General features: G+C 44.9%; 19 protein-coding genes. 7 read left to right on the forward strand and 12 right to left on the reverse strand.

The features are described from left to right. Positions 1 to 14: 14 nt before the first annotated feature. The 3 genes from V144x_RS23970 to V144x_RS23980 are packed head-to-tail and all read right to left on the reverse strand — an operon-like array spanning position 15 to position 3,259. Complete coding sequence (locus V144x_RS23970) at positions 15 to 854, reverse strand: amidohydrolase family protein (protein ID WP_144988984.1); 840 nt, start codon at positions 852 to 854, stop codon at positions 15 to 17. 39 nt (positions 855 to 893) lie between these two features. After that, positions 894 to 2,885, reverse strand: coding sequence for a sodium:solute symporter family transporter (locus V144x_RS23975; protein WP_144988987.1), 1,992 nt, complete (start codon positions 2,883 to 2,885; stop codon positions 894 to 896). Then, entirely contained in the window at positions 2,882 to 3,259 is a 378-nt protein-coding gene (locus V144x_RS23980; RefSeq protein ID WP_144988990.1) for a hypothetical protein, read from the reverse strand. The genes V144x_RS23975 and V144x_RS23980 overlap by 4 nt, the downstream gene beginning before the upstream one ends. Positions 3,260 to 3,505: 246 nt before the next feature. Here V144x_RS23980 and V144x_RS23985 point away from each other — a divergent pair, with 246 nt between their 5' ends. Next, positions 3,506 to 4,468: a hypothetical protein gene (locus V144x_RS23985; protein WP_144988992.1), complete on the forward strand. Its 963-nt coding sequence runs from the start codon at positions 3,506 to 3,508 to the stop codon at positions 4,466 to 4,468. A 43-nt stretch (positions 4,469 to 4,511) separates the two neighbouring features. On the opposite strand, the gene V144x_RS23990 is transcribed toward V144x_RS23985, so the two are convergent. After that, positions 4,512 to 5,579, reverse strand: coding sequence for a hypothetical protein (locus tag V144x_RS23990; protein WP_144988995.1), 1,068 nt, complete (start codon positions 5,577 to 5,579; stop codon positions 4,512 to 4,514). A 370-nt stretch (positions 5,580 to 5,949) separates the two neighbouring features. Here V144x_RS23990 and V144x_RS23995 point away from each other — a divergent pair, with 370 nt between their 5' ends. Then, entirely contained in the window at positions 5,950 to 6,999 is a 1,050-nt protein-coding gene (locus V144x_RS23995) for a metallophosphoesterase (protein WP_144988998.1), read from the forward strand. Positions 7,000 to 7,029: 30 nt separating this feature from the next. Here V144x_RS23995 and V144x_RS24000 read toward each other — a convergent pair whose 3' ends face one another. Further along, entirely contained in the window at positions 7,030 to 7,605 is a 576-nt protein-coding gene (locus V144x_RS24000; protein WP_144989001.1) for a c-type heme family protein, read from the reverse strand. A gap of 310 nt (positions 7,606 to 7,915) precedes the next feature. Here V144x_RS24000 and V144x_RS24005 point away from each other — a divergent pair, with 310 nt between their 5' ends. Beyond that, positions 7,916 to 9,622, forward strand: a complete 1,707-nt coding sequence (locus V144x_RS24005) for an FHA domain-containing serine/threonine-protein kinase (protein ID WP_144989003.1) — start codon at positions 7,916 to 7,918, stop codon at positions 9,620 to 9,622. 35 nt (positions 9,623 to 9,657) lie between these two features. On the opposite strand, the gene V144x_RS24010 is transcribed toward V144x_RS24005, so the two are convergent. Further along, the gene (locus V144x_RS24010; protein WP_144989005.1) at positions 9,658 to 10,506 is read right to left on the reverse strand and encodes an SGNH/GDSL hydrolase family protein; all 849 of its coding nucleotides are present in this window, start codon (positions 10,504 to 10,506) and stop codon (positions 9,658 to 9,660) included. Positions 10,507 to 10,695: 189 nt separating this feature from the next. Here V144x_RS24010 and V144x_RS24015 point away from each other — a divergent pair, with 189 nt between their 5' ends. Both V144x_RS24015 and V144x_RS24020 read left to right on the forward strand, forming a co-directional pair. Then, positions 10,696 to 11,445, forward strand: a complete 750-nt coding sequence (locus V144x_RS24015; protein ID WP_144989007.1) for an HpcH/HpaI aldolase family protein — start codon at positions 10,696 to 10,698, stop codon at positions 11,443 to 11,445. Positions 11,446 to 11,458: 13 nt separating this feature from the next. Continuing rightward, entirely contained in the window at positions 11,459 to 11,968 is a 510-nt protein-coding gene (locus V144x_RS24020; protein WP_144989009.1) for a GNAT family N-acetyltransferase, read from the forward strand. Between the two features lie 10 nt (positions 11,969 to 11,978). Here V144x_RS24020 and V144x_RS24025 read toward each other — a convergent pair whose 3' ends face one another. The 3 genes from V144x_RS24025 to V144x_RS24035 all read right to left on the reverse strand — a co-directional run bounded on the left by V144x_RS24025 (position 11,979) and on the right by V144x_RS24035 (position 14,863). Next, positions 11,979 to 12,593: a hypothetical protein gene (locus V144x_RS24025; protein WP_144989011.1), complete on the reverse strand. Its 615-nt coding sequence runs from the start codon at positions 12,591 to 12,593 to the stop codon at positions 11,979 to 11,981. A gap of 147 nt (positions 12,594 to 12,740) precedes the next feature. Then, positions 12,741 to 13,652: a CHAD domain-containing protein gene (locus V144x_RS24030; RefSeq protein WP_144989013.1), complete on the reverse strand. Its 912-nt coding sequence runs from the start codon at positions 13,650 to 13,652 to the stop codon at positions 12,741 to 12,743. A 50-nt stretch (positions 13,653 to 13,702) separates the two neighbouring features. Next, complete coding sequence (locus V144x_RS24035; protein ID WP_144991123.1) at positions 13,703 to 14,863, reverse strand: multidrug effflux MFS transporter; 1,161 nt, start codon at positions 14,861 to 14,863, stop codon at positions 13,703 to 13,705. Positions 14,864 to 15,111: 248 nt separating this feature from the next. On the opposite strand from V144x_RS24035, the gene V144x_RS24040 reads away from it, so the two are divergent. Further along, a complete protein-coding gene (locus V144x_RS24040; RefSeq protein WP_144989015.1) occupies positions 15,112 to 15,381 on the forward strand; it encodes a hypothetical protein in 270 nt (89 codons plus the stop codon). Between the two features lie 16 nt (positions 15,382 to 15,397). On the opposite strand, the gene V144x_RS24045 is transcribed toward V144x_RS24040, so the two are convergent. The 3 genes from V144x_RS24045 to V144x_RS24055 all read right to left on the reverse strand — a co-directional run bounded on the left by V144x_RS24045 (position 15,398) and on the right by V144x_RS24055 (position 19,645). Further along, positions 15,398 to 16,297, reverse strand: a complete 900-nt coding sequence (locus V144x_RS24045) for a UbiA family prenyltransferase (RefSeq protein WP_144989017.1) — start codon at positions 16,295 to 16,297, stop codon at positions 15,398 to 15,400. Then, positions 16,294 to 17,520 (reverse strand): inositol-3-phosphate synthase, encoded by a 1,227-nt coding sequence (locus tag V144x_RS24050; protein ID WP_144989019.1) that lies wholly within the window; start codon positions 17,518 to 17,520, stop codon positions 16,294 to 16,296. Before V144x_RS24050 ends, V144x_RS24045 begins: the two co-directional genes overlap by 4 nt. A gap of 277 nt (positions 17,521 to 17,797) precedes the next feature. After that, positions 17,798 to 19,645: a phospho-sugar mutase gene (locus tag V144x_RS24055; RefSeq protein ID WP_144989021.1), complete on the reverse strand. Its 1,848-nt coding sequence runs from the start codon at positions 19,643 to 19,645 to the stop codon at positions 17,798 to 17,800. Positions 19,646 to 20,323: 678 nt separating this feature from the next. Here V144x_RS24055 and V144x_RS24060 point away from each other — a divergent pair. Next, complete coding sequence (locus V144x_RS24060; RefSeq protein WP_144989024.1) at positions 20,324 to 21,907, forward strand: Hsp70 family protein; 1,584 nt, start codon at positions 20,324 to 20,326, stop codon at positions 21,905 to 21,907. Positions 21,908 to 21,982: the final 75 nt, after the last annotated feature.

Here is a 21,982-nt window from a genome sequence, read left to right on the forward strand (position 1 = left end):
CTCATTTCTAAAAATTAAATACCCTGGAAGAAAACGTTTTCCGCTGTCTGTTCCAAAATCCATTTTTTATCATTTTGAGAAAGAAACAGCAAACCATTCTGAATCAAATCAATGGATGCTTTATAAGTATGATCGCCTTGAACCTGGTAAGGACAGTCAGTCGCCCACATTAAGCGATTCGCACCAAATGCCTGATACACTTTCTTAATCATGGGAGCCAAGTCGTGATATGGCATCTTCTTTTTTCCCAGTGCGTAAAACGCCGAAGTTTTCACATAGACATTGGGATGCTTCGCCATCTTACATAACATATCGACCTCTTGAGGATCAATTTCACCTGTAACTCCGATTCGAGAAAGATGATCGATGACCACTGTTGTATCGCGGTGTTTCTGACACATTTTATCCAAAGCGGGCAAACCAACGGCATCCATCAGACAGCACATCGCCAGACCTTCTTTGGCACCCGTTTTCCACATCTGCTCCATACATTCCCCATCCAGCCACTCATCAACCTTTTTGGTTTTGGGAGCGATTCGGAATCCGCGCACACCTTTCTTTTTTAATGCCAGCATTTCTGGTGTCGGATTTTCGCCGTTCTGATTGATTACAGCAACACCTGAGAACATCCCCGGATATTTGGCCATTGAATCCAACATATAACTGTTATCGAATCCATAGAACGACATCTGAATCAGAACAACCCGATTCACCCCAACCGCCATCATCTCTGCCTGTAATTGCTCCGCTGTGAAGCTGGGAGGCCGCATTTCAGAAACTTTTCGTCCTGGCGCCAAAGGGTATTTTTTAACGTCAGGAGTCCAAACGTGCGAATGTGCGTCAATATATTCCATAGTATGATCCTCTGATGTAAATCGAATCGACAACTCAAATCAGGAACTGGTCTTGGTTGTGTAAAAATATTTTTGTACTAATTCATCCGGAGGTGGTGCGGTCAGTTTCGTTACGATAAATCCAGAAACGAAAGACACAAATAGCCCAATGATAATGGGATCGAAGTTAAACAATTGATAAGGACGGAAGAAACTCCCATTCACAAAATATCCGGTGACATACATGGCAAGATGCACGGAAAACCCACCGATCATCGCCCCCATCGCCCCCGCCGCATTGACCCGTCGCCAGTATAAGCCATAGACAATTGGTGCCAGAAAACTGGCTGCTAAACCGCTGCCTACATAAACAATAATATCCTGCAAAAATTTCGGCGGATTAATCGCCACGACCATCGCTGCTGTTCCGATCACAAATGTGGCAAGATAACTCAAAAGCTTAATCGTCTTCTCACTGGCTTCAGGATTGATATTCCGCTGATACACATCGCGAACCCAGGCCGAAGAGATCAGAAGCAGAAAACTGTCGACCGTTGACATCACAGCTGCGAAGGGGGCAGCCACCAACAGACCTGCTAACCAACCCATGCCAATATTCTCTGTCAGAAAAACCGCCATCGCCGGCATAATGCGGTCTGACTGGCCTTCCATTCCCGGCAACAGAACACGAGCACAACAGAAGATGATCACGAGCGGAAAATAAATCAGTGTGTAATAAATGGCGACCGTACAAATCGATCGCTGTAGCGTTTTTGTATTATTAAAGGCCATCAACCGGACCATGTTCGCCGGTTGTCCCGTACCGGAGATCGCCCACATGAAGAAAAAGGAAATCGCCAGACTCAAAGGCAAAAAACCACTGGAACGATTTTGGCTTGGTCCAGGACCTACCACATACGCCCCCTGTTGACTACCCTCTTCACCATAAGCGTAGGCTTTCAAGTCAATGTTTGAAACACTCACATCATCCAGAAAATTTTCTTTGTCTCTACGGCTCAGTATGCGTTCAATATCATCAAGTGTGGTCAGTTGAAGTACCTTAACTTCATTCACGGTAGTCTCGCCTGCCGGGATTTCTGTCGCGCGAATGACACGAAATAAAAGTGGCACCTTTGAACCAGGAATTGGCTCATCAGTAATCCAGGCACCGGCATCAATATTGACAATCTCCTGGCTGGGTTTATTCAGTGTGAGAGTAATTCCCCCTTTATCTGGATCTGAGACACGCGGTGGTGTCATTTTAGCCATCAGTCTGGTGGTATTTTCCAAACCCCCTGCCTGTGAAATTGCCAATGGCAGCATGATGATCACGCCAATAACCATCACAATCCCCTGCATGACATCGGTCCATACCACAGCATGAAAACCACCATAGGTGGTATAGAGGACGACTGCGATACCAAAGACTAACAAACACAAAAGATACTCAGGGCTCTCTGCAGAAGAAAGAAGTGGTAGACCTGCAACTGCATTCGCTAATCCATCTGCAGTGCTTTCAAACAGTGACACACCATCCAGCAGCGTTTGTAAGATTAAGCTACCGGCTTTAAATTGCGCAACCAGATTGAACGACATAAAAAAGACAATCAAAGAAACTGCCATCAATCCAAAAGCGGGGCTTTGAAATCGGTCACGAATGACATCAGGTACTGTGATGGACCCGGAACGGCGTGCTACCTGATTGAGCCGCTTGCCGATGAAACCCATCGTACAGATTGGCACTACCATATAACTCCCAATCCAAAGCGCGAGGATCCAACCATGAGAGTAAATTTTCGAAGGAAATCCGGTAAAGCTTCCACCAGAACTACTGGTTGCAGCAAACGTCAACGCAAATGCCCAGACGCCTAGCCCACGACTTCCCAGAAAGTATTCACTGATAAAGCTTTTACTCTTCAGTAAACGATTTGATAACGCAGCCAATACAAACACGGCAGCGGTATAAATCAAAAAAGCAACCAGTGCCGCATCAGAACCAGATTCGGCAAATACGACCGGCAAACTGGTATTGGGATTGAATAGAAAGCTCAAGACTGATTCTCCCCGGCAGTGGCGTCATTTTTAGCTGCATGCATTTCTGCAATCTCTTCTGCGAGATCTTCACCTTCATGAGCGACTCCAAGGTCGTCTTCTTTCATGTAAAAGAGACAAAACCAGATTGTAAACACGTCAGCGACAACCCAGGGAAAGGCAATTCCCCAGAAAACCCAACTGGGAATTCCCAGCGTGGTTTCGACTGTCTCGGGATTCAGACCTGATTGAAACCCATTCAGATAACAATAAGGAACAGACCAGAGTAACGCGACCACCCATAAACCCAGGATAATCCAGGCTTCACGCTTCGCGTTTAAAAAGACAGGATCAACTTCCATTGACTCTGTGTCGTCCGATGGTGTGGTACTCATGGTACGGCCCTCACTTCTAAACGAAATAGTCATCGATAACTGTTAAGCGAACGATTGTACTCTCGAACCAGATGATACACAAAGGACCTCTGCAGGAATGCAGAAATTTTATTAGAACTGAATTCCCAGTGACAAAAACGTGAACAGACTGTTATACTATTTCATCAATAAAACATTCCTGTTTTACCAGTAAAACCAAATGCGATTTGAATCGCAAACCTGGTCCATCTTTGGGAGTAATCTGAAATGTCGCGGCGTCACACTTTTCCTGCACTTGTTTGGGCATTGGCTTTAGTCTTCTGTGTCAGTTGTAGCTCTTCGGAAGCACCGCAAAATGTACCAGAGGAAGTCACCGTCGATCTGGGAGGGAGTGGAGTTGATTTGGGTTCTGCGAGTTCTCTTGAAATAGAAGGCGATCTGGCAAACGAAGAAAAACCGACAAGACGTTTTCAGCCGATTACCTTAGGTAATAATTCGAAATCTACTGTTACAAAAACTGAAGTTCCCGACGAACAGAAATTTGATAATGTACTTGAAGCACTCAAACCACTTCAAATTATGCTAGGTGACTGGGGTGGCACTACTTTTAAAAAAATTGGTGGATTCAGTTCGGTGGAAACATTGGATTGGGTTTGGGATTTACAAACAGACCCGGCTCAACCAGCGCTGGTGATGAAGGCAGACAAAAGCCGCTACTACAAAAACGCGCGTTTGACCTATCTGACAGGCAAACAAAAGTACCAGTTGATACTCACAAATAAAGCAGGGCAGAAACGAGTTTATGAAGGCGACTTCTCCGTCCCACTTAAAAAAGTACCCGGAGACGACAATCCTAATGTTATGCACTCGACGTTTAAGTTGAGTCTCTCACTGGTCGAGCCCGCTGATGAAAAGAAGTATGCACAAATCATTTTCAATCAGCAGAATAACGACCGCTACATGTTTGAACTATACGATTTACGAGGGGAGAGTTACACTCGCTTTGATACGATCAATACACGACGCAAAGGAACGTCTTTCGCAAAAAGCGACTCTGATTATGGTGACAAAACCTGCGTGATTTCTGGTGGCCTTGGAACATCGCAAGTCACATATCAAGGTAAATCCTATTGGGTTTGCTGTAGTGGCTGCCGCAAAGCCTTCGACGCCGACCCTGAAAAATGGATTGCCAAATATGAAGCCAACAAAAAAGAAACCAAGACACAATAAGTTAATTGATCGATATTTGTCATCATCTTCAAACACGTCTGTACTATTTCGAAGATTTACTCTTTTTCCAGCGTGCGGTGATTTCATCCCAGGTAGGTTTTGTTGCATTGGGAAGGGTTTGCAAGTACGGTACTCGTTCTATGACTTGCTCAAATAATACAACAATTGCTTCTCCCATTTCCCACAAGGCATGACGAAATTGTGCTCTGTCTGCCGCTTCAACCATTTCTTTATAGGTGAGCCCTCCTGTCTTGCGACTGAGTTCCTCATCACACTTCCAGCTTGTTCCCGACTGTATCAGCGCATATTTTTTAATGAGTCGTGGATTACGTATTTTTTGATAACGGCGATTCTCTTCCAGGACACGCAATAAAAGTGGTTCATATTGAGGTGCCCAGGCATCAGGAAAGTCTGCTGCCAACATGCCCCGCGGCTGCCCCACACGCATGTAATGTAACTGTACCGGTTCAATCGGTGTCTCCGCTAGATCGGTCAGGAGATTGTACCAGTCAAGGCGTAGTTCTTTACGTCCGACTTCATGAAATGTCACCAGATCCTGAATCGGACGATTGGCTGGTGTGTACTTTCCTCCCAACATATCAAGCGTAATACCAGACCGGACTGATTTGATCAGACTGTCTCCTACAATATGGGCCAGCCAGCCAAACAAATAAGCCAATTTACGTTCGCCAGGACCATACAGGTCTTTGGCATCCTGAAAGACCATTGCTGCATAGTCAGGCAAATGATCCCAGGGAACCGTGTTTTTTCGCTCTGCTGGCGTCCAACCAAACACTAGATGTGCACGGCCATAAAACTGACGATGAATCTCACGGGGACGATACTCCCGGGTTTCAAATTTTAACAACCACGGTTTGACCTCACCACCTGTCAACGGACTTTGGTTCAAAGGCGCGGTTCCAAAGCCGACCTCCTGTCCGGTATCAACGCAAACCGCTTCCGGCATGATTTGAATATCACAACCCAAATATGAACCTGCAAGGTAACTGGCATAGTTCCTGTAAATGACAGGTACAATCGGCAACTTCTTTTGAGTTGCCGCTTTGCCTGCCAGGATCGCATACATTGTATGACCAATAATTCCACTCATAAAATCATTTCTAATTTTAAACTGGAAAAAGCGGACTGCATCCAGATGACTTTACTCGAATTCATGATACAGTTATGGAATAAGAATGATATCAAAATTTTCATCAATTCTATCTAAAACCACCTTATCTTTTCATAGTCAGCTTGAATAACCATTGAAAACGATATGCTATAAAATTATCAGATGAAACGCTCTTTGGATTGATTGCATCATTAGAAAGTTTGAGTAAACTCAAACAAACAGCATTTGCTGATCCGCCATTAATTAAAGACTGAGAATCAAACTGTACGATTAGCAAAAGCGTGATACACGCTTGCCTATCCCTAGTCTACTAGTCACTATGACCGTCTTCACCTGGAAATAAACAGAGATGAAATTCTTAAAGAGATTCGCTACGATCCTCGCCATTACAGCATTTGTCCTTCCCGTTTACGCAGAGCAACTCCCCCCTGCAAAAGAAGGAACGTTCAGCATTGCCATCATCTCAGATACACAACATTACACAGGCAAAGGAACTGGGCGTAAAACTCAAACTCAGTCTCCCACAGCCAATCCGTTTTTTGAATCAATCACAGACTGCATTATCAAAGAAAAAGATCGACAACGCATCGTTTTTGTCAGTCATGTCGGTGACATTGTCGATATCAACAATGACGAACAATGGGCAGTTGCCTGGAGATGTATGAATAAGTTACATGGCAAGGTTCCCTATGGAATCAGTGTGGGCAATCATGACATGATCACAAAAAACGGCGATTCTTCTCTGTTTCAAAAATACTTTCCCAAATCGCGTTTCACTCAGTTCGACTGGTACGGTGGTTGTTATGAACCCCTCATGGGGGAAACCAAAATTTCGGGTAATAATGCCAACAGCTTTCAATTGTTTTCTGCTTCCGGCATGGATTTCATTATAGTCCATCTGGAATGTAACGCACCCGATCCCGTACTGGCCTGGGCAGACCAGATTTTGGAACAATACTCCAACCGAAGAGCCATGGTCACCACCCATATGGACCTGGGACCACTCAATCGCCCTCAAAATTCACGCGATTATTTTGATGCTCCCAAAGGACGCATGACATGGAAAAAATGTCATGGTGCCCAGGGCAATACATCTCAACAAATGTGGGAGAAGTGTTTTCGGAAACACAAAAATCTCTTCCTCATCTGCTGTGGCGACCAAAGTCGCACTCAAGCTCTACACCAGACTGTGAAAGGTGCACAGGATAACCCGGTCCATGAACTTCTTTCTGATTACGGAGTCCATGGCTTTCGGCTGATGAGGTTCATTCCCAATCAAAACCGGATTGAAGTCCGTACCTGGAATCCCGTCACTCAAAAGTTATGCGAGAAAACCAAAATTGTTCCGAACCGTGATCGACACCAATTTACATTGGAATATTCAATGACGTCGAACTAAGGTCAAGTCAACTCCTCGACTACATTATTGTTATTTCTGAACCGGAAGTGAGATAATCAGACCCGCAAAACGGGTAGCAGAACTGCGGCGGTTGGGCATGTGGCATTTGAGGCACTGGGAAGGCAGGCAGATCACTCCTGCATGGCGATAGGTTCCTTTTTCAACTTGTTCGAATTCTTTTTTGCCAGAGGAAAGTACATCAGCTGCCCGTTTTTCAAACTCGGTTTTGGGTTCGTGATCAATATTCATTGCTTCGGCATTGACTGAAATCCAGCGAAACTGGATCTTCCGCTTACGTTGCATTTCCTCAAACACGTCATCCAATACGCTGGAAGGAATCGGTAGCTTTTCATCTTCACGGTAATATTTGCGATGTACAATCAAAAGTGTCGAATGCAGGGCTTCGTGCAAGAGCCGCGCCTGCTCTCGAGCCTCTTTGACGGTCGCCAGTTTCTGCTCACTGTTTTGCTTGTGGGGTGAATCAGTTTTCTCAACACAGATCTTTTCTTTTGTCGCTTTTTCAGCAGCAAATCCAACTATCGAAAAGCTCCCTGCGATCACCCCTACCAGTAATAGTAATCGCAATGGACTGAAATTTAACTTCATGGATGCCTACTCTCCTGTTGATCTTTCAGACAATTGTGGATATTTTTATCCAATATAGAGACTATTAAAGTCCTTTGTCAAGAAAAACCTGTGAGGCCGTTTCATGTTGAGTGAAGAAAGATTCAATTCGGAAAGTAAATGATGACGTTTCTCGACCATGTAAACCGCATCTACTACAGGAATTGTTTTTCAATACCAAACAGTTCCTAATCTGCTCTCGTTCATTCTCGATTTTGAAATAGCTACCATCGCTCTATGTTTATGTATATAATAGCTGTAATATAAAAACCATTTCTCGCGCTTATGTGTTATGTCTAAACCTCACGATATCAATTCTTTTCTCGAGTTATTAAGGAAGAGTAAGCTTCTCTCAGAGGATGAAGTTCGCGCTGCCATTGACGAATTGAAGCTGGAAAGCTTTGCTACTCCCAAAGAAGCAGCTCAAAAACTGGTGACCGAGAACGTATTGACCCGCTATCAAGGTGAGCGTCTGCTTTCAGGACGGACCCGTGGCTTTTTTATTCATAACTATAAAGTCCTGGAAATCCTCGGATTCGGGGGAATGGGTAGCCTGTATTTAGCTGAAGATGTGGAAACGTCTGTGCCAGTTGCATTGAAAGTGCTGAATGAAAAATGCCGCAACGATACGGGAATGCTCACGCGACTGAAACTCGAAGCCACTGCTGGTAAACGTTTACAACATCCGCATGTGGTACATACAATTGATTTTGATGATACGGGCGCCATATGTTACATCGCGATGGAGTTTATCAAAGGAATCAGCTTGCTTGAGTTGGTTTTACTCAAACAGAGATCGCTGCCGACTCCGCAGGTTTGTGATGTCATCTATCAAGCGGCATTGGGTCTTGAAAACGCACATCAGGCAGGGATTGTGCATCGCGATCTGAAACCGGAAAATTTGATTATCGACGCGGAAGGATTCGTAAAAGTTCTGGATTTTGGTCTGGCTCTTCTGAAGGATAACCCCGAGGCAGAGTTCTCGCTGGCGATGATCTTTGGACATGGCTGCGTAGGCACACCCGATTATATCGCTCCCGAACAATCCAGAGACGGGCAGTCTGTAGATGCCCGCGCTGATATCTACGGTCTTGGCAGTACGATGTATTTTCTGCTGACTGGAAAACTTCCGTTCCCTAAAGGAACCGCTTCTCAAAAGATTCAAGGACATCGTGAGCAATCACCGAGGTCAATTGCTGAAATCGCACCGAAAGTTCCAAAGGAAGTTGTCGCGATTGTAGAAAAAATGATGGCGAAAAAGCCAGATGACCGTTTTCAATCGATGGCTGAATTAGCTGCCGCATTAAAACCATTTGCCAAACGAAAACCAGTCGAGTTTCGGTTTAACAAAGTTGTCTCACAGCGCGTGCGTGAAGCGAAAGCGCGAAATGCAATCGCTCAGTCGAGTATTGCCAGTCCCCAACTTTCCTCGCAAATTGCAACAGCCAGTCGTGTTGCTGAACAGGCACACGAAAAAACGGTGGGGCTCGAACGCATGAGGGGTGGCGATTCAGAATTCTCGAAGAGTGGACTGCTACGTCAAGCTATGCCAATCACATCCACAGACTTGATGGCGCAACAAACGACTGCAGCCATGAATGATCAGATCGACTCAGCAGAACTCGTTTCCCTCGATGACCAACAACGCTTCGCACTTGCTCAGAAACGGCTCGTGCTAGGACGGAATGCGAACTGTGATATTCACGTGGATCGCCCCGGCGTTTCAGGAGAACATTGTGAATTCCGCTTTGAGAACAGTAATTGGGTTGTAACGGACTTAAACAGTAAAAATGGGATTGAAGTCGGAGGCTCTCGGGTTCAGGAACAAATCCTTTTTCCCGGCGATACGCTCACGATTGCTGCTACATACCACTTCGAATTCGCGGATCCCAATCAAAGTCCCTCCAATGGCAAACACAAAAACATGCTTATCGCTGCTTCTGTCCTGGCCGGTGTTTGCCTGATTGGTGGGATCGGGTATTGGCTGCTGTCGAAGTAATTTCCCTGGAAAGTATTGAATCGATGCCGAGAAATTTATTTCGATGTTAAACTAGCCGCTATCTGTTTTGCCACCTGCTTACCTAATAGATCGTAACCTTTGCTGTTAAAATGGACGTCCTTGGGATTCTGTGTCTCAGACAAATGAGGAGTAATAAAGGTAAATAGGTCGTCAATCTCAACACCTTGTTTTTTCATCACACGCGCTGCAATCGCGTTCTTTTCTTCGAGTGCCATTTTCATCGCTGGCCCCTCTTTCCAATCGGCGGGAATCGGTGTACTGCTGGCCCAGATCAATTTGGCTCCTGTTTTCTTTAAACGTTCTACAATTGTTTCCAGACGCGATTCATAATCGGCCGGTGGTGTGCGTCGATCGTGAATACCGAAGTTGAAGTGAATCACATCCCAGTTCCCCTTGCCAAGCCATACATCGAGTTTTTTCAAGCCTGTCGCCGTCGGTCCACAATTGGCCGGTGCGCGATGCACGTTTGCTTTGCCTGCAAGTGCTTTTCGTACGGCCAATGTGTATCCTCGTGAAACAGAATCGCCAATCAATAAGATACGAGGGAGCTGGGGATCATCGGCAACATAATCCCAGGCAGTCACTCTTCCCGCTAGTTTTTGTTTTTTATAAATTGGCAGATAAAAGGAACCCAGATTTTCTTCCAGTACCGTTTCCCAAGCTTGTTGCTCAGGTGATAAAGTGATTTTCCAGGCCGCAAACTTTTTGTTCAATTCGGCAGTTTGTTTTGCTTTTTTCGTAGCCGCTTCCCTGGCATTTGTCGGTTCTGATTTCTTGTCATTACCCCAAATTGGAGATACGATGCAGCTAGTGCATACACAAAACAAAAGATATAACCGCAAATGCTGAATTTGTGTGGACATGAAGCGTTTCCTGAATTCGATCTATATCATTAACAAGACGATTAATTACTCTTCATTTCAGAATACCGTGAGTGTCCAGTCGTAACAATCTCGGCTGCAAAATTCTTTTCAAACCGGTTCTATCAAGAACCATCTCAACGGAATATTAATCAATAAAAGTCTGCTTCATTTTAAATTGAGGATTTTATCGTGTCACACAATTTTCGCTCGAAACTGAAACAGGGTGAACTACTGATATCACCAATGGTCACGCTATCTTGTCCCGAAACTGCAGAGATCCTGTCTGAAGCAGGCTATGACTGGTTATTTCTCGATGCTGAACATAGTACGTATGCCGCATCTGATTTGCAGACAATCATAGGACGTGTGGCACATACCTTACCCTGTCTCGTCAGGCTCGCTGCACCAGATGAAGTGCTCATCAAAAAAGCCCTGGATCTCGGTGCAGCCGGGATTATTGCCCCTCAAGTGAATACTCCTGAATTAGCGGAAAAAATAGTTTCATATGCAAAGTACTCTCCTCAGGGAACACGGGGGGTCGGACTGGGTCGTGCACACGGTTATGGTTTTGCCTTCGATGACTATCTCAGTTCTGCTAATGACAATATAACTGTGGTTGTGCAAGCCGAACAGATTGACGCAGTGAATAACATCGAACAGATTGTAAATGTTTCTGGAGTCGACGCCGTTTTGATCGGCCCTTACGACCTCTCTGCCAGCCTCAAAAAAATCGGCGAGATCGATCACCCGGATGTGGTGAATGCCATTCAGCATGTGACCGAAGTTTGCCAAAAACAAAACATGCCACTAGGGATTTTTGGAGTCACCGTAAATGCAATAAAGCCCTATATTGAAAAAGGGTTCACACTGATCACAGTCGGCGTTGATACGGTCATGTTAGGACAGGCAGCGCGAAAAATGCTGGGGCAATTAAAGTAAATCGGAATGAATCATGATTAAGACACGCGATGCGACTACAGCAGATCTTCCAGCGATCGTCGATATTTATAATCAATCGATTCCCGCCGGTACAGCAACGGCGGATACAAAACCCATCGAGGTCGCTGACCGCATACAATGGTTTGAGCAATTCTCACCCCAAAAACGTCCGATCTGGGTTGCAGAGGATGAAGCGGACCAAATCGTGGGCTGTATTTATCTGACTTCTTTTTATGCCGGTCGTCCCGCGTATGACAAAACAGCAGAAGTCAGTCTCTATCTCGCCAACTCACACCAGAAACAGGGACTCGGTTCGTTTCTGTTACAAAAGATGATTGATGCCTGCCCTGCCCTGGGAATCACAACACTGGTTGGCATGCATTTCGACCATAACGAAGGTACCAAGCACTTAAACAAAAAATTCGGCTTTGAAGTTTGTGGCCACCTGCCCGAAATCGCTGAAGTCCACGGACATAAACGTGGGCTGTTGATTTCACTTCTGCGAATACCACAAGCGAAATAAAAGTGGGAATTTACTCGCTCTCTTCTTTATTGGAATCACCTGGCTGGATTTCCATTTGATCTTCACTTTTTGCTTTGGTTGTGACCAGTGGATATGCTTTAAATGCGTCTGCTGCAAGTTCGAAGGCGCGGCCTGCTGCAGTAAGCACGAAACCACCGTTCGTTGCGGAATCCTTCTCATAGGCAAGCAGATATTTATCATTTTCCTGACCGGAGTTTGTTAAATATGCATCCCAGATCACAACGAGCTGTCCCTTTCGAACCATTTCCTGTATTGATGGCGGAATCTCGACAATAGAAACGGAATCAGGAGGAACAATGCTTGTTTGCTTGGGTGGTGGCGGTGGATTGTTCATGAAATCGATTAATGCATCGAGGTTTGGTGGAGATTGTTCCCGCATTCGATGAAATTCATGATAAGCCAAACCCAATTTTTGTAACTCGCCTTTGAGAGAACTTTCGTTCTGATCTGGCTGACGGGTTTGTTCTAAATAAACTCCTATGCAAACAACGATCAGTAACACAATTACCAGTGTTCTGACCATCAATGGCGTTCGACTTGAATTTGTTGCTGGATCTGATTGAGGAGGAGTTTCTTCTATTTCTTCATGTTCCTTCGAATTCATAACGGCTCTCAAATCGTAATCACAGAATACATCAGTTAAAGAATAATACTGTTATTAATCATAAATATAACGGCTCAATTTACTGTACTCAGAAATCTGTCTGAATACAAGAACAAGAAAATAAAGCTTGAGTACATCTAGCACAGACTAACGGGAGCATTGATTTTGCCAAAGATTCCAATAAGTTCGCATACGATGAGCAAATGCCTTTGACTTTTCTGCATAGACACGGTCTGCGATTTTGAAAGCCGCTGATTGCAGTTCTTTTCGCTGTTGTTTGATCATTTTTAGAAGCAGATCGATATCAGTAGAAGTTTCAAGTACTCTTTCTTCATTTTGTACAAGTTGAGTCATGACTGCTAAATCATGGTCGTCTCCCAACAGATCGTTTAATCGATCCAATTCAACGATACGAGCTGAAATCACCGGTTGCCAGACATCGACTATGAGCCTCATATGATAAAGATGATTTTTGCTTGCCTTGCGACAATCGTGTAACAGTTCATCATTCGGACGGCGATGGATTTTTTTTAAAGCTTTCGCGCCTTGTTGGTATGTTTGTTTCAAACCATGTGAGATGATTTTCTCCACCGCTCCTTCGATCTTCCAGTTTCCAACTGAGTCTCGAGCTTCTTCAAGTTGCTCCGACAGTTTTTCTAACTCTCGATCCAGATCAATCCATTCTTCAACAATATTTTGCCTGCGGATTAGCAACTTCTTTTCGAACTCAGAGAACAACGCTTCGTATCCAGAATCACTAAAACGCTTACTTAATTTTTTAAGCGATTCTAACATTGATTCCGCATCTCTCACACGAGACAGCCTGCGCCCAGCAGCACTATACCAGATATTGAGGCGGGAAAAGTCATCACCTAATCCTGAACAAACAAGGCGAATCAACCCACGCAGTTTCTTAAACTGTTTTCGAACCTCATGTATGGCTTGATGCCGGTCCCGTTTGGGGTTCTGTAACTCACAAATGGCCTGGCTTAGTTGCTCTTGTGCAATCCGATGAACTCCACTCGCCAGAGATTCCTCTTGTTTGAATTGGTATCCCATTACAAAATCCGCATTTTAAAATTATTAGGACAGAATCAATAGAAAAAATCTCATGAATGCGTTGTTGATTCTACCCAGTGCATCACGCACACAATGAGTACGCCCGAGATGGCAAACCCACTAATGACAGGGATCACGGTACCATTATAACTGTGTCCGATGAGTATACCGCAGGGTACGGAAATTAAAGTTGAGATTGCTCCTGTCACAGCGGCTCCCATTCCGGCAATATGCCCAAGAGGTTCCATAGCCATTGCGTTTAAATTTCCATACATAATACCAAAGCAAAACAGAATTATCATCATGTAGAGCATAAGAGACCATAGCGGAGGATGACCTGCCATAGAAATGACATATAGAAAAAAGATCAGAGAGATTGTCGTGGAAAAACGCTTAGACCAACGCGACAGGTTCTGCATCCCAAAACGCATGACAAGTCTTCCATTTAGAAAGGAAGCACTGCCGATACAGAGAGCCAGAATCGCAAAATAAAGTGGAAACATCGTCCCTAATTGATATTGCTTTTGAAAAATCAGTTGAGCCGAACTCAAATATCCCAGAAACGCACTGGAAATCAAACCCAACGAAATCGTATATCCCAAAGAAACTCGATGAGAACAGACTTCCAAAATTCCTTGTTTGATTCGCGTAAAGGTAAATGGGATCCGACGATCGACTGTCAGGGTCTCTGGTAACCTCGAAGCGAACCAGATTAATGTCAGAATTCCACAAGATAACAATGCAGCAAAGATAGCCCGCCAGTGCGCCACAAATAAAATTCCTTGTCCCAAAGCCGGTGCAATCGCAGGCACAAAAATAAAAATCGTCATCACAAACGAGAGCACCCGAGCCATTGCAGGGCCTTCATATTGGTCGCGGACAATTGCCACAATCACACATCTTGGTGCTGCCAGCCCCAGCCCCTGTAGAAACCGTCCACTGAGCATGACGATGAGATCTGTTGAAAACAGAGAGCACAAACATCCTGTCAGAAACAGACTGAAGCCCAAATAAATTGCTGGCTTGCGACCCGTTGTATCCGAAAGTGGCCCATAAATTCCCTGCCCAAACGCCAATCCCAAAAACAAAATTGTGACAATCAATTGGCTATCATTGACTTTCTTTGCACCCAGGTCCTGGCCAATTTCGGTTAATGCAGGCAGCATCGCATCAATTGACAACGCTACCAAGGACTGCATCAGTGCCATCATTGCCACAAATTCGCCAAATGGTAATGCCTTTGTTTTAAGTTTGTTGTTCAAGAAAAATGATTCTCTGAAAAAGGCTCACATATGTCAAAACACATGCACGGCGCATGCTGTTGAATCATACAGGCTCTCTCTAAAAACGAAAGACACTCAAGTTCTTTAAAGGTTCCTCTTGCTCAATTAATGGCGAAACCTTATCTTTCGCGTTGACAAGCTGTTCTATCATCAACCACGAATTAAAGAGAGATCAAATGCAAAGTGCAGAAGGTTGGCGTTCGATATTGGAGAATTGGCCGGAAAGTATTCCCAAACAGGGAATCGTTGTGACTACGTTCCAAGAATCGATTCCTTTTCAGAATTTTTTACTTTCAAGTGGAATTGTGTTATTGGAACGCGATAAACCAGACTCCTTGGGCGCAAGAAAAGTCATGCTTTCATACGAAGCGATCAGCGCGATCAAGCTCGCGGACACATTGGAACTAGCACGCTATCAGGTAATGGGCTTTCAACCTGCCATGTAATTCACTGGCAGTGGAGCTAAGTGACTGACATCCATCGAGAAAGTACGATTGTAGGAATCAGCAAAGCAGCCGTGAGAATTGCGTACTGCGGATTGGTAGTCCAGACAAAAACGATAATCGCGTTCAACATCACGTAGGAATAGAGCATTGTCTTCACAGCGATTTGAACATTTTGAGGAACCGGATTCAATATTGCCTGTATCAGACGGCGATTGATTGTCAACACAACCACTCCCAGCGCTGTCAGCAACATCGTCAAATTAAGTTCACGTGGCCAGGGATAAGTTGCAATCATCCACACCAGTGCTGCCAGCCCCGCATTGATAACCAGAGTACCACCGAGCAAGTGCCCGCGATGACTGTTTTTTGCTTCCATTCGTGCAAACCAGGTAAGGCCGACAACATACATTCCTAAAATGGCGGCGATTCGTAACTGGGGTTTGACCCAAAGATTAATCTCGCGCGCAACAGCGCTGGCGCCTAACATGACATTTAGAAATCGACAAAGTCCCATCGCAAGTGGGCCGAGAATTGTTCTTTTCAATATGCTATCGTAACTCAGTATAGCGACAACCAACAGGCTGGCAACAATCAGGCTCTGTTTCCCTACCGCCTGTGCAGCCCCGACCCCCGCCAACATCAGCAACCCTCCCAGAACTGCCGCGTGCTGTGTCGAAATTCGTCCGGAAGGGATAGGGCGTGAAGGTCGTTCTTCTGCATCGACCTTACGATCGAACACATCATTAAACACCATACCAGACAGATACAAGCTGGTTGAAGCGACAATCAACAAGGCGAATTGAATGGGAAGCTCAAATGAGTTGTGTGTCAGTAGGTAGCCAAGAAGAATATCTGACATCGCTGTAAATACAGCGGGTAGCCGCATTAGTTGAAAATACGCAAGCCATTTTTTCATGATGATTGAGATTCTTCGGAAACTTTGTTAGCCCATTCCTCAAGTTGCTGGTATTGACGTTCGAATTCTGGTGTGGTTGCCTGCATGGGGCTTTTAAAGAACGAACTTAAATGTGACATGACCCCAGATCGATCTCCGCGACGCCATTCCCGCTCAGTAAACCGTACTAAATCGAGCACTAAAGGCGCTGCGAGAATTGAATCTGTTCCCTGCCAGGTAAATTGCAGCGACATTTTAGTATCCAGGAATCCTTGAAAGTGAATATGATCCCAGGCGGTTTTCCAGTCTCCCATCGATTCGATATATTCGATCGACACCAGGGTCTGTGGCTTATAACCAAGGATTTCTGTCAATAGATGATCTTTGGAATGAACTTTGTTTGATTTATTGACTGGGTCATCGAGGACTTTACCGTCCAGATTTCCGAAAATATTGTGCCCCACCCAACTCATCACGTTCAAATTACGGTGTGCAAACATGGGCGCGAGAACACTTTTCATCAATGTTTCTCCCGTCTTTCCATCGCGTCCCGCATGCAACACATTCTTCTCTTCAGCCAATTCAACCAAAGCTGGCAAGTCAGTACCTGCCGAAGGTGTGAAGTTGATGTGTGAACAGCCGGCATTCATCGCAGCGATGGCATAAAGCGTGCTGGCGGGAACCGGAGACGTTTCTGCCGACGCCAGCGCTTGTTTTAATTCATCCAGACTGAGTGTCTTTGCAGACTCCTCGACGGGAGGTTCTGTCGAAGCCAGATTGACAACAATGACATGTGCCAGATCGTGCTTTTGCTGGAATTCAGAAATATCAGCTGACAAACGTGAAATCGTGTCTTGCAAAGTTTCCTGATCGTACTGTTTCACCGAATTACCGGCCAGGGATCTAATCGTATCTCCGACATGGATGAGTGTTCCTGGTTTTACATTTTGATCGAATGCCTTCAATTCCGATTCAACTGACTGCAATAAAGCAGGATGAAATACACCGGATGTTTCGCTGAAATGTTTGGCAGCGTCAACAAAAGATGTGTCGCGAATTTCATGACCGCCAATGACAAACTGATCCCATTTTGCCAAATTCAACTTCTCAAAAAAAGGGTTTTCTGAGACGAGCCCACTCGCACCCGTAGTACCTTTCTGAAGTGCTGATAAACCAACGGCGGCGGTTGTTGAGACACCACCCCATGCTCCAATGATCCAAATCCCGATACGCTGTTTCGTCATGATGTTGCCTGAAAACTGATAATACTAGATTCAATTGTTATCGCTGATGATATAGAGGTAGGTGGGAGCAGACAGATATAAAACTGCTCAACTTGGAGTTGGTCAGAGTGCATTGCTGCTTTCACTTGATGATTATTTCTGTGAGGAAAACTGACTAATCCCGTTCTCATACAACGAAATCAACCATATTTATCATTTTAGTTTCATCTCGACTCGTCACAATCTAAGAATAGTGATTCGTCCGAAAAAATTCCTTAGATAGTATCTGGTAAATCTTCTAACTGGTTTCCAGAGTCTTGTCGATCCAGCCCATCAAAGCCTCTTTAAAAGATTCAATGGTTGAGAAAGCCTCGCCTTTTGTTTTTGCGAGCTGATCAGGATCGGACACCTCTGCCTGTGCAAAATAATAGAATTTAATCTTAGGCTCCGTACCCGAAGGGCGCACACCCAGTTGTACAGTTAGAGGCAATCCTTCGCCTTTCGCTTCAAACATCAGAACATTTCCCTCTGGTTTAGAAAAGGTCGCAGAGGGGGTATTTTCCGGCAATGAGCGAATTTCAAGGTTTTGATAGTCTCTTGCGCGGGTAAATGTAAGATTTCCCAGTTTTTGCGGAGGAGTCTGCCGAAATGCTTTCATCAATTCTTTGATTTGTTGATTTCCCTCTGATCCTTTACAGGTCTTTGAAACCTGTCCTTCCAGATGGTATCCATGTTCAATATACAGCTCATCCAGGCGGTCAAATAAAGTCTTTGACTTGCTTTTCAATTCTGCCAGCAGTTCGCAAACCCAAAGTGCCGCGATCGCTGCGTCTTTGTCCCTGCAATATTCCCCAGCCAGATATCCCAGAGACTCTTCCGTACCAAAGACAAATCGCTCTGGGCCCTCTTCGTCCATTGTTTGAGCAATGTACTTAAATCCAACCAGCAGGTTATTGATGATACGAACATTTGATTTTCGTGTAATGGCCGCAATTAAGGGGGTCGTGACGATTGTTTCTACGACAAAATGCTCAGGTGTGAGTGTTTGTTTTTCCTTACGCTTTCGGAGAATATAATCGGCCAGTAAAGCACCGATTTGATTTCCCGTCAGATGAATGAATTCTCCAGCAGTATTTTTAGCACATACTCCCAACCGATCGGCATCGGGGTCACTGGCAAGAATGATTTCTGAATCGATTTGTCCGGCTAATTCGATCGCCGGTTGATAGACCTCAGTCCGTTCCGGGTTAGGCAATTGGTCGGGAACATTGGGAAAATTCCCGTTTTGCTCGCACTGGGGCTCAAAACGCGTAATTTTTTCAAAGCCTGCCTGTTGTAACACCTGAAATACAGACGTTTCCCCTACTCCATGCAGCGGAGTAAATAGACCTTGAAGGTCTCTCGAAGTCGAGTGACTGTGTGAAATCACCGCGTTTCGATATTCGCTGGCAACATCCTCATCAATAATCTTGATTAAGCCTTGCTCCACGGCTTGATCGAAGTCAATGATCGGGATTTCGGTCGCTTGATACACTTCATCAATAATACCTTGATCGTGCGGGGGCAGAACTTGTGCTCCTGCTGACCAGTACGCTTTAAAACCATTATCAGAAGGGGGATTATGCGATGCGGTAATCATCGCCCCGACATCACAGCTGAGGTGTCTGACCGCAAACGAAAGCTCTGGTGTAGAACGAGGTGTTTTGAAAAAGTGAACTGTCAAACCATGGGCTGCGATCACACTAGCAACGATTCGAGCAAATCGTTCTGAGTTGATACGAGAATCATGAGCAATGGCTGCTTTGCCGGTATCGGAACCCGAATATTTCTTAAAGTAAGCCACCAACCCATGAGCCGATTCAGCGATGGTTCTTTCGTTTATCGTGGCTGAGCCCAGATCGCTCATCAATCCACGTCGGCCTCCGGTCCCAAACGGAATCACTTCCCAAAAGTAAGTATCCAAAGTAGCAAAGTCTTCTGCTTCAATCAGCCTGAGAAGAGATGGCAAATAAGAAGCGTACTGAGGTTCAGTAAGCCAGCGTTGTAAGTTTGTGAAAGCTGACTCAGAAAGCTGTTTTTCGGCAATAGCAGCATGAGTCGTTTTGATTGCCTGTTGGACATCTATTGTTGGAGATGGTTGATTCATCCGAGGGTTATTTCCGGTTTAAAATCGTTGAACTTGTTTTGGTTTGTGTTTATAGACTGAAATTCGTCAACTTTTCCATTCAAAACAGATAAAGCGCAATAAGCACGTATTTACCTGTCCTTTGCCCCAGTTCAGTTGAGTTGGCATAAAACAGAACCTGGTTTTGCTGAGAAACAAAGCTCTCATAATGGCATAAGATTGTAGAGTGAAATAGTCTGAGAGCCAACCCTCACACGATTTCCGGCTCCTGAAGCTATGAAGCCCTCAAAAGCAGGGATCAGAACGCCAAGCTATTTTATTTGGCTCAGCACGTTTTAAACCATTATGGCCTCTTATCTCTTACTAAGTTGAGTAAGAATATAGCAATTGTTCTGAATATAATGCCCCCCATGCGACACTGAATTTATGCCCAGAATAGAACCAGTTCAAGAAGACTGAAATCATTAAGACTTTGTCAGTTTTCAGTTTCCCGCCAACCAAGTCCTTGATTCCCCATCACATCAGTGGCAGAATAGGTGAATTAAGCCGGTTACCAATGAGCCGGTAATCCGAAGTTTAATTTTGGAGTCACGTGAAATGGGAAGGAATTCTCCTGTCTTTTTTACTGATTTCCCCTGTTCCGCTCTCGTGTCCTGATCCATGATGAACCTGCTAGGTCAATGAAATTAAGGTAATACTATGAAGTTTGTAGAAGGTCTTACTGTTGGCGTTGATTTGGGAACGACGTATTCAGCCATTGCCCAACTTGACAGTGAAGGGCAGCCCATATCCTTAAAAAACACCGATGGACGATCGATTACGCCTTCTGTGGTTTTGCTGGGCGAGGAAGGCCGTGTTGTGGTTGGTCCTTCTTTTGAAAGAACCGCTATTGAAGATGACCCATCCCGCATTATTGAAGCTGTTAAAAGGCATATGGGAGATGATAACTTTTATGTTGTCTACCAGGAAAAGAAGCTGACTGCTGAGTTTCTTTCTGCCTTGATTCTGAAGAAGATGAAGCAGGATGCAGAGAAAGAAATCGGCCCGATCGCTAATGCTGTCATCACAGTTCCCTATTACTTTAACGATGTTCGACGTAAAGCAACTCAGGACGCTGGACGAATCGCTGGCTTGAATGTGATTGATATTATCAATGAGCCTACTGCGGCAACACTGGCTTATGCGTGGAAACGAGATGAATTAGGAAATCCCGATGCGATGCCATCGGGTGAGCGAACCATTCTGGTGTATGACTTGGGTGGTGGTACGTTTGATGTGACAATTGTGCGTTACTCACCAACTCAATTCCGTGTTCTGGCAACTGATGGTGATGTGATGCTGGGGGGCCTCGATTGGAGCCAGCGCATTGTCGATCATGTCGCTGAGCAGTTCAAAAAGAAATTCGACAGTGACCCTCGAGAAGATCCGGTTACAATGCGAACCTGTGTCCAGGAATGTGAAGACGCAAAACGCGAGTTAAGCCAAAAAGCGCAAACTCCTGTATCGATTTATCACAAAGGCAACACTTTAACGGTTGCATTAACGCGTGGTGACTTTGAACGGATGACAGCAGATTTGCTACAGAGAACCCGTGACACCACGGAACTGGTGATGCAACAGGCGGGAGTTGAAAAAGGACAACTAGACGATGTTGTGCTTGTGGGTGGTTCTACACTGATGCCTGTTGTGGAAGAAATGTTGAAAAATGTGTGTGGTAGAGAGCCTTCACGCAGTATGAACCCGGAAGAGGCCGTTGCTCAGGGTGCAGCGATACACGCTGCAATTCTTGAAGCACGGGCAACCGGTGGTGAGAGCCGAATGGCACAAACGGTTATTAAAAGATTGCGCAATGTCAGCACGGCTGATGTTAACTCACATTCACTGGGTGTAAAAATTACAGATCCCAATGATCGGACTCGTAAAATCAATCATATAATGATTAAACGCAATACCGAGATTCCCACAAGTGTCAGCCAGAAATTCGTAACGACATCAGAAAATCAGCAACGGATTCATGTCGTCATTCTCGAAGGAGATGCCAGTGATCCTGATGCCTGTTCTACCATTGGCGATTTCCGTATCTTAAATTTGCCCGCTAATCTTCCCAAGGGATCTCCTGTAGAAGTGACGTATCGATATGATGCCAATGGACGAATTCATGCTTCAGCAAGGGAACTGACGGGAAATAACGAAGCTGCCACCGAAATTGTTCGAGATTCCGGACTGGATAAAGAAGGCGTTGACCGATTCGAAGTTCTGGCCAAAGACTACATGGTCGAATAATAGCACATTGATTGGCGATTGATCGCATCTAAAAAAAGACATCAGGATTTGTTGGTTGTTCTATAAAAATAGTTC

The sequence above is a fragment of the Gimesia aquarii genome, assembly GCF_007748195.1.
In the GTDB taxonomy this organism is placed as follows: domain Bacteria; phylum Planctomycetota; class Planctomycetia; order Planctomycetales; family Planctomycetaceae; genus Gimesia; species Gimesia aquarii.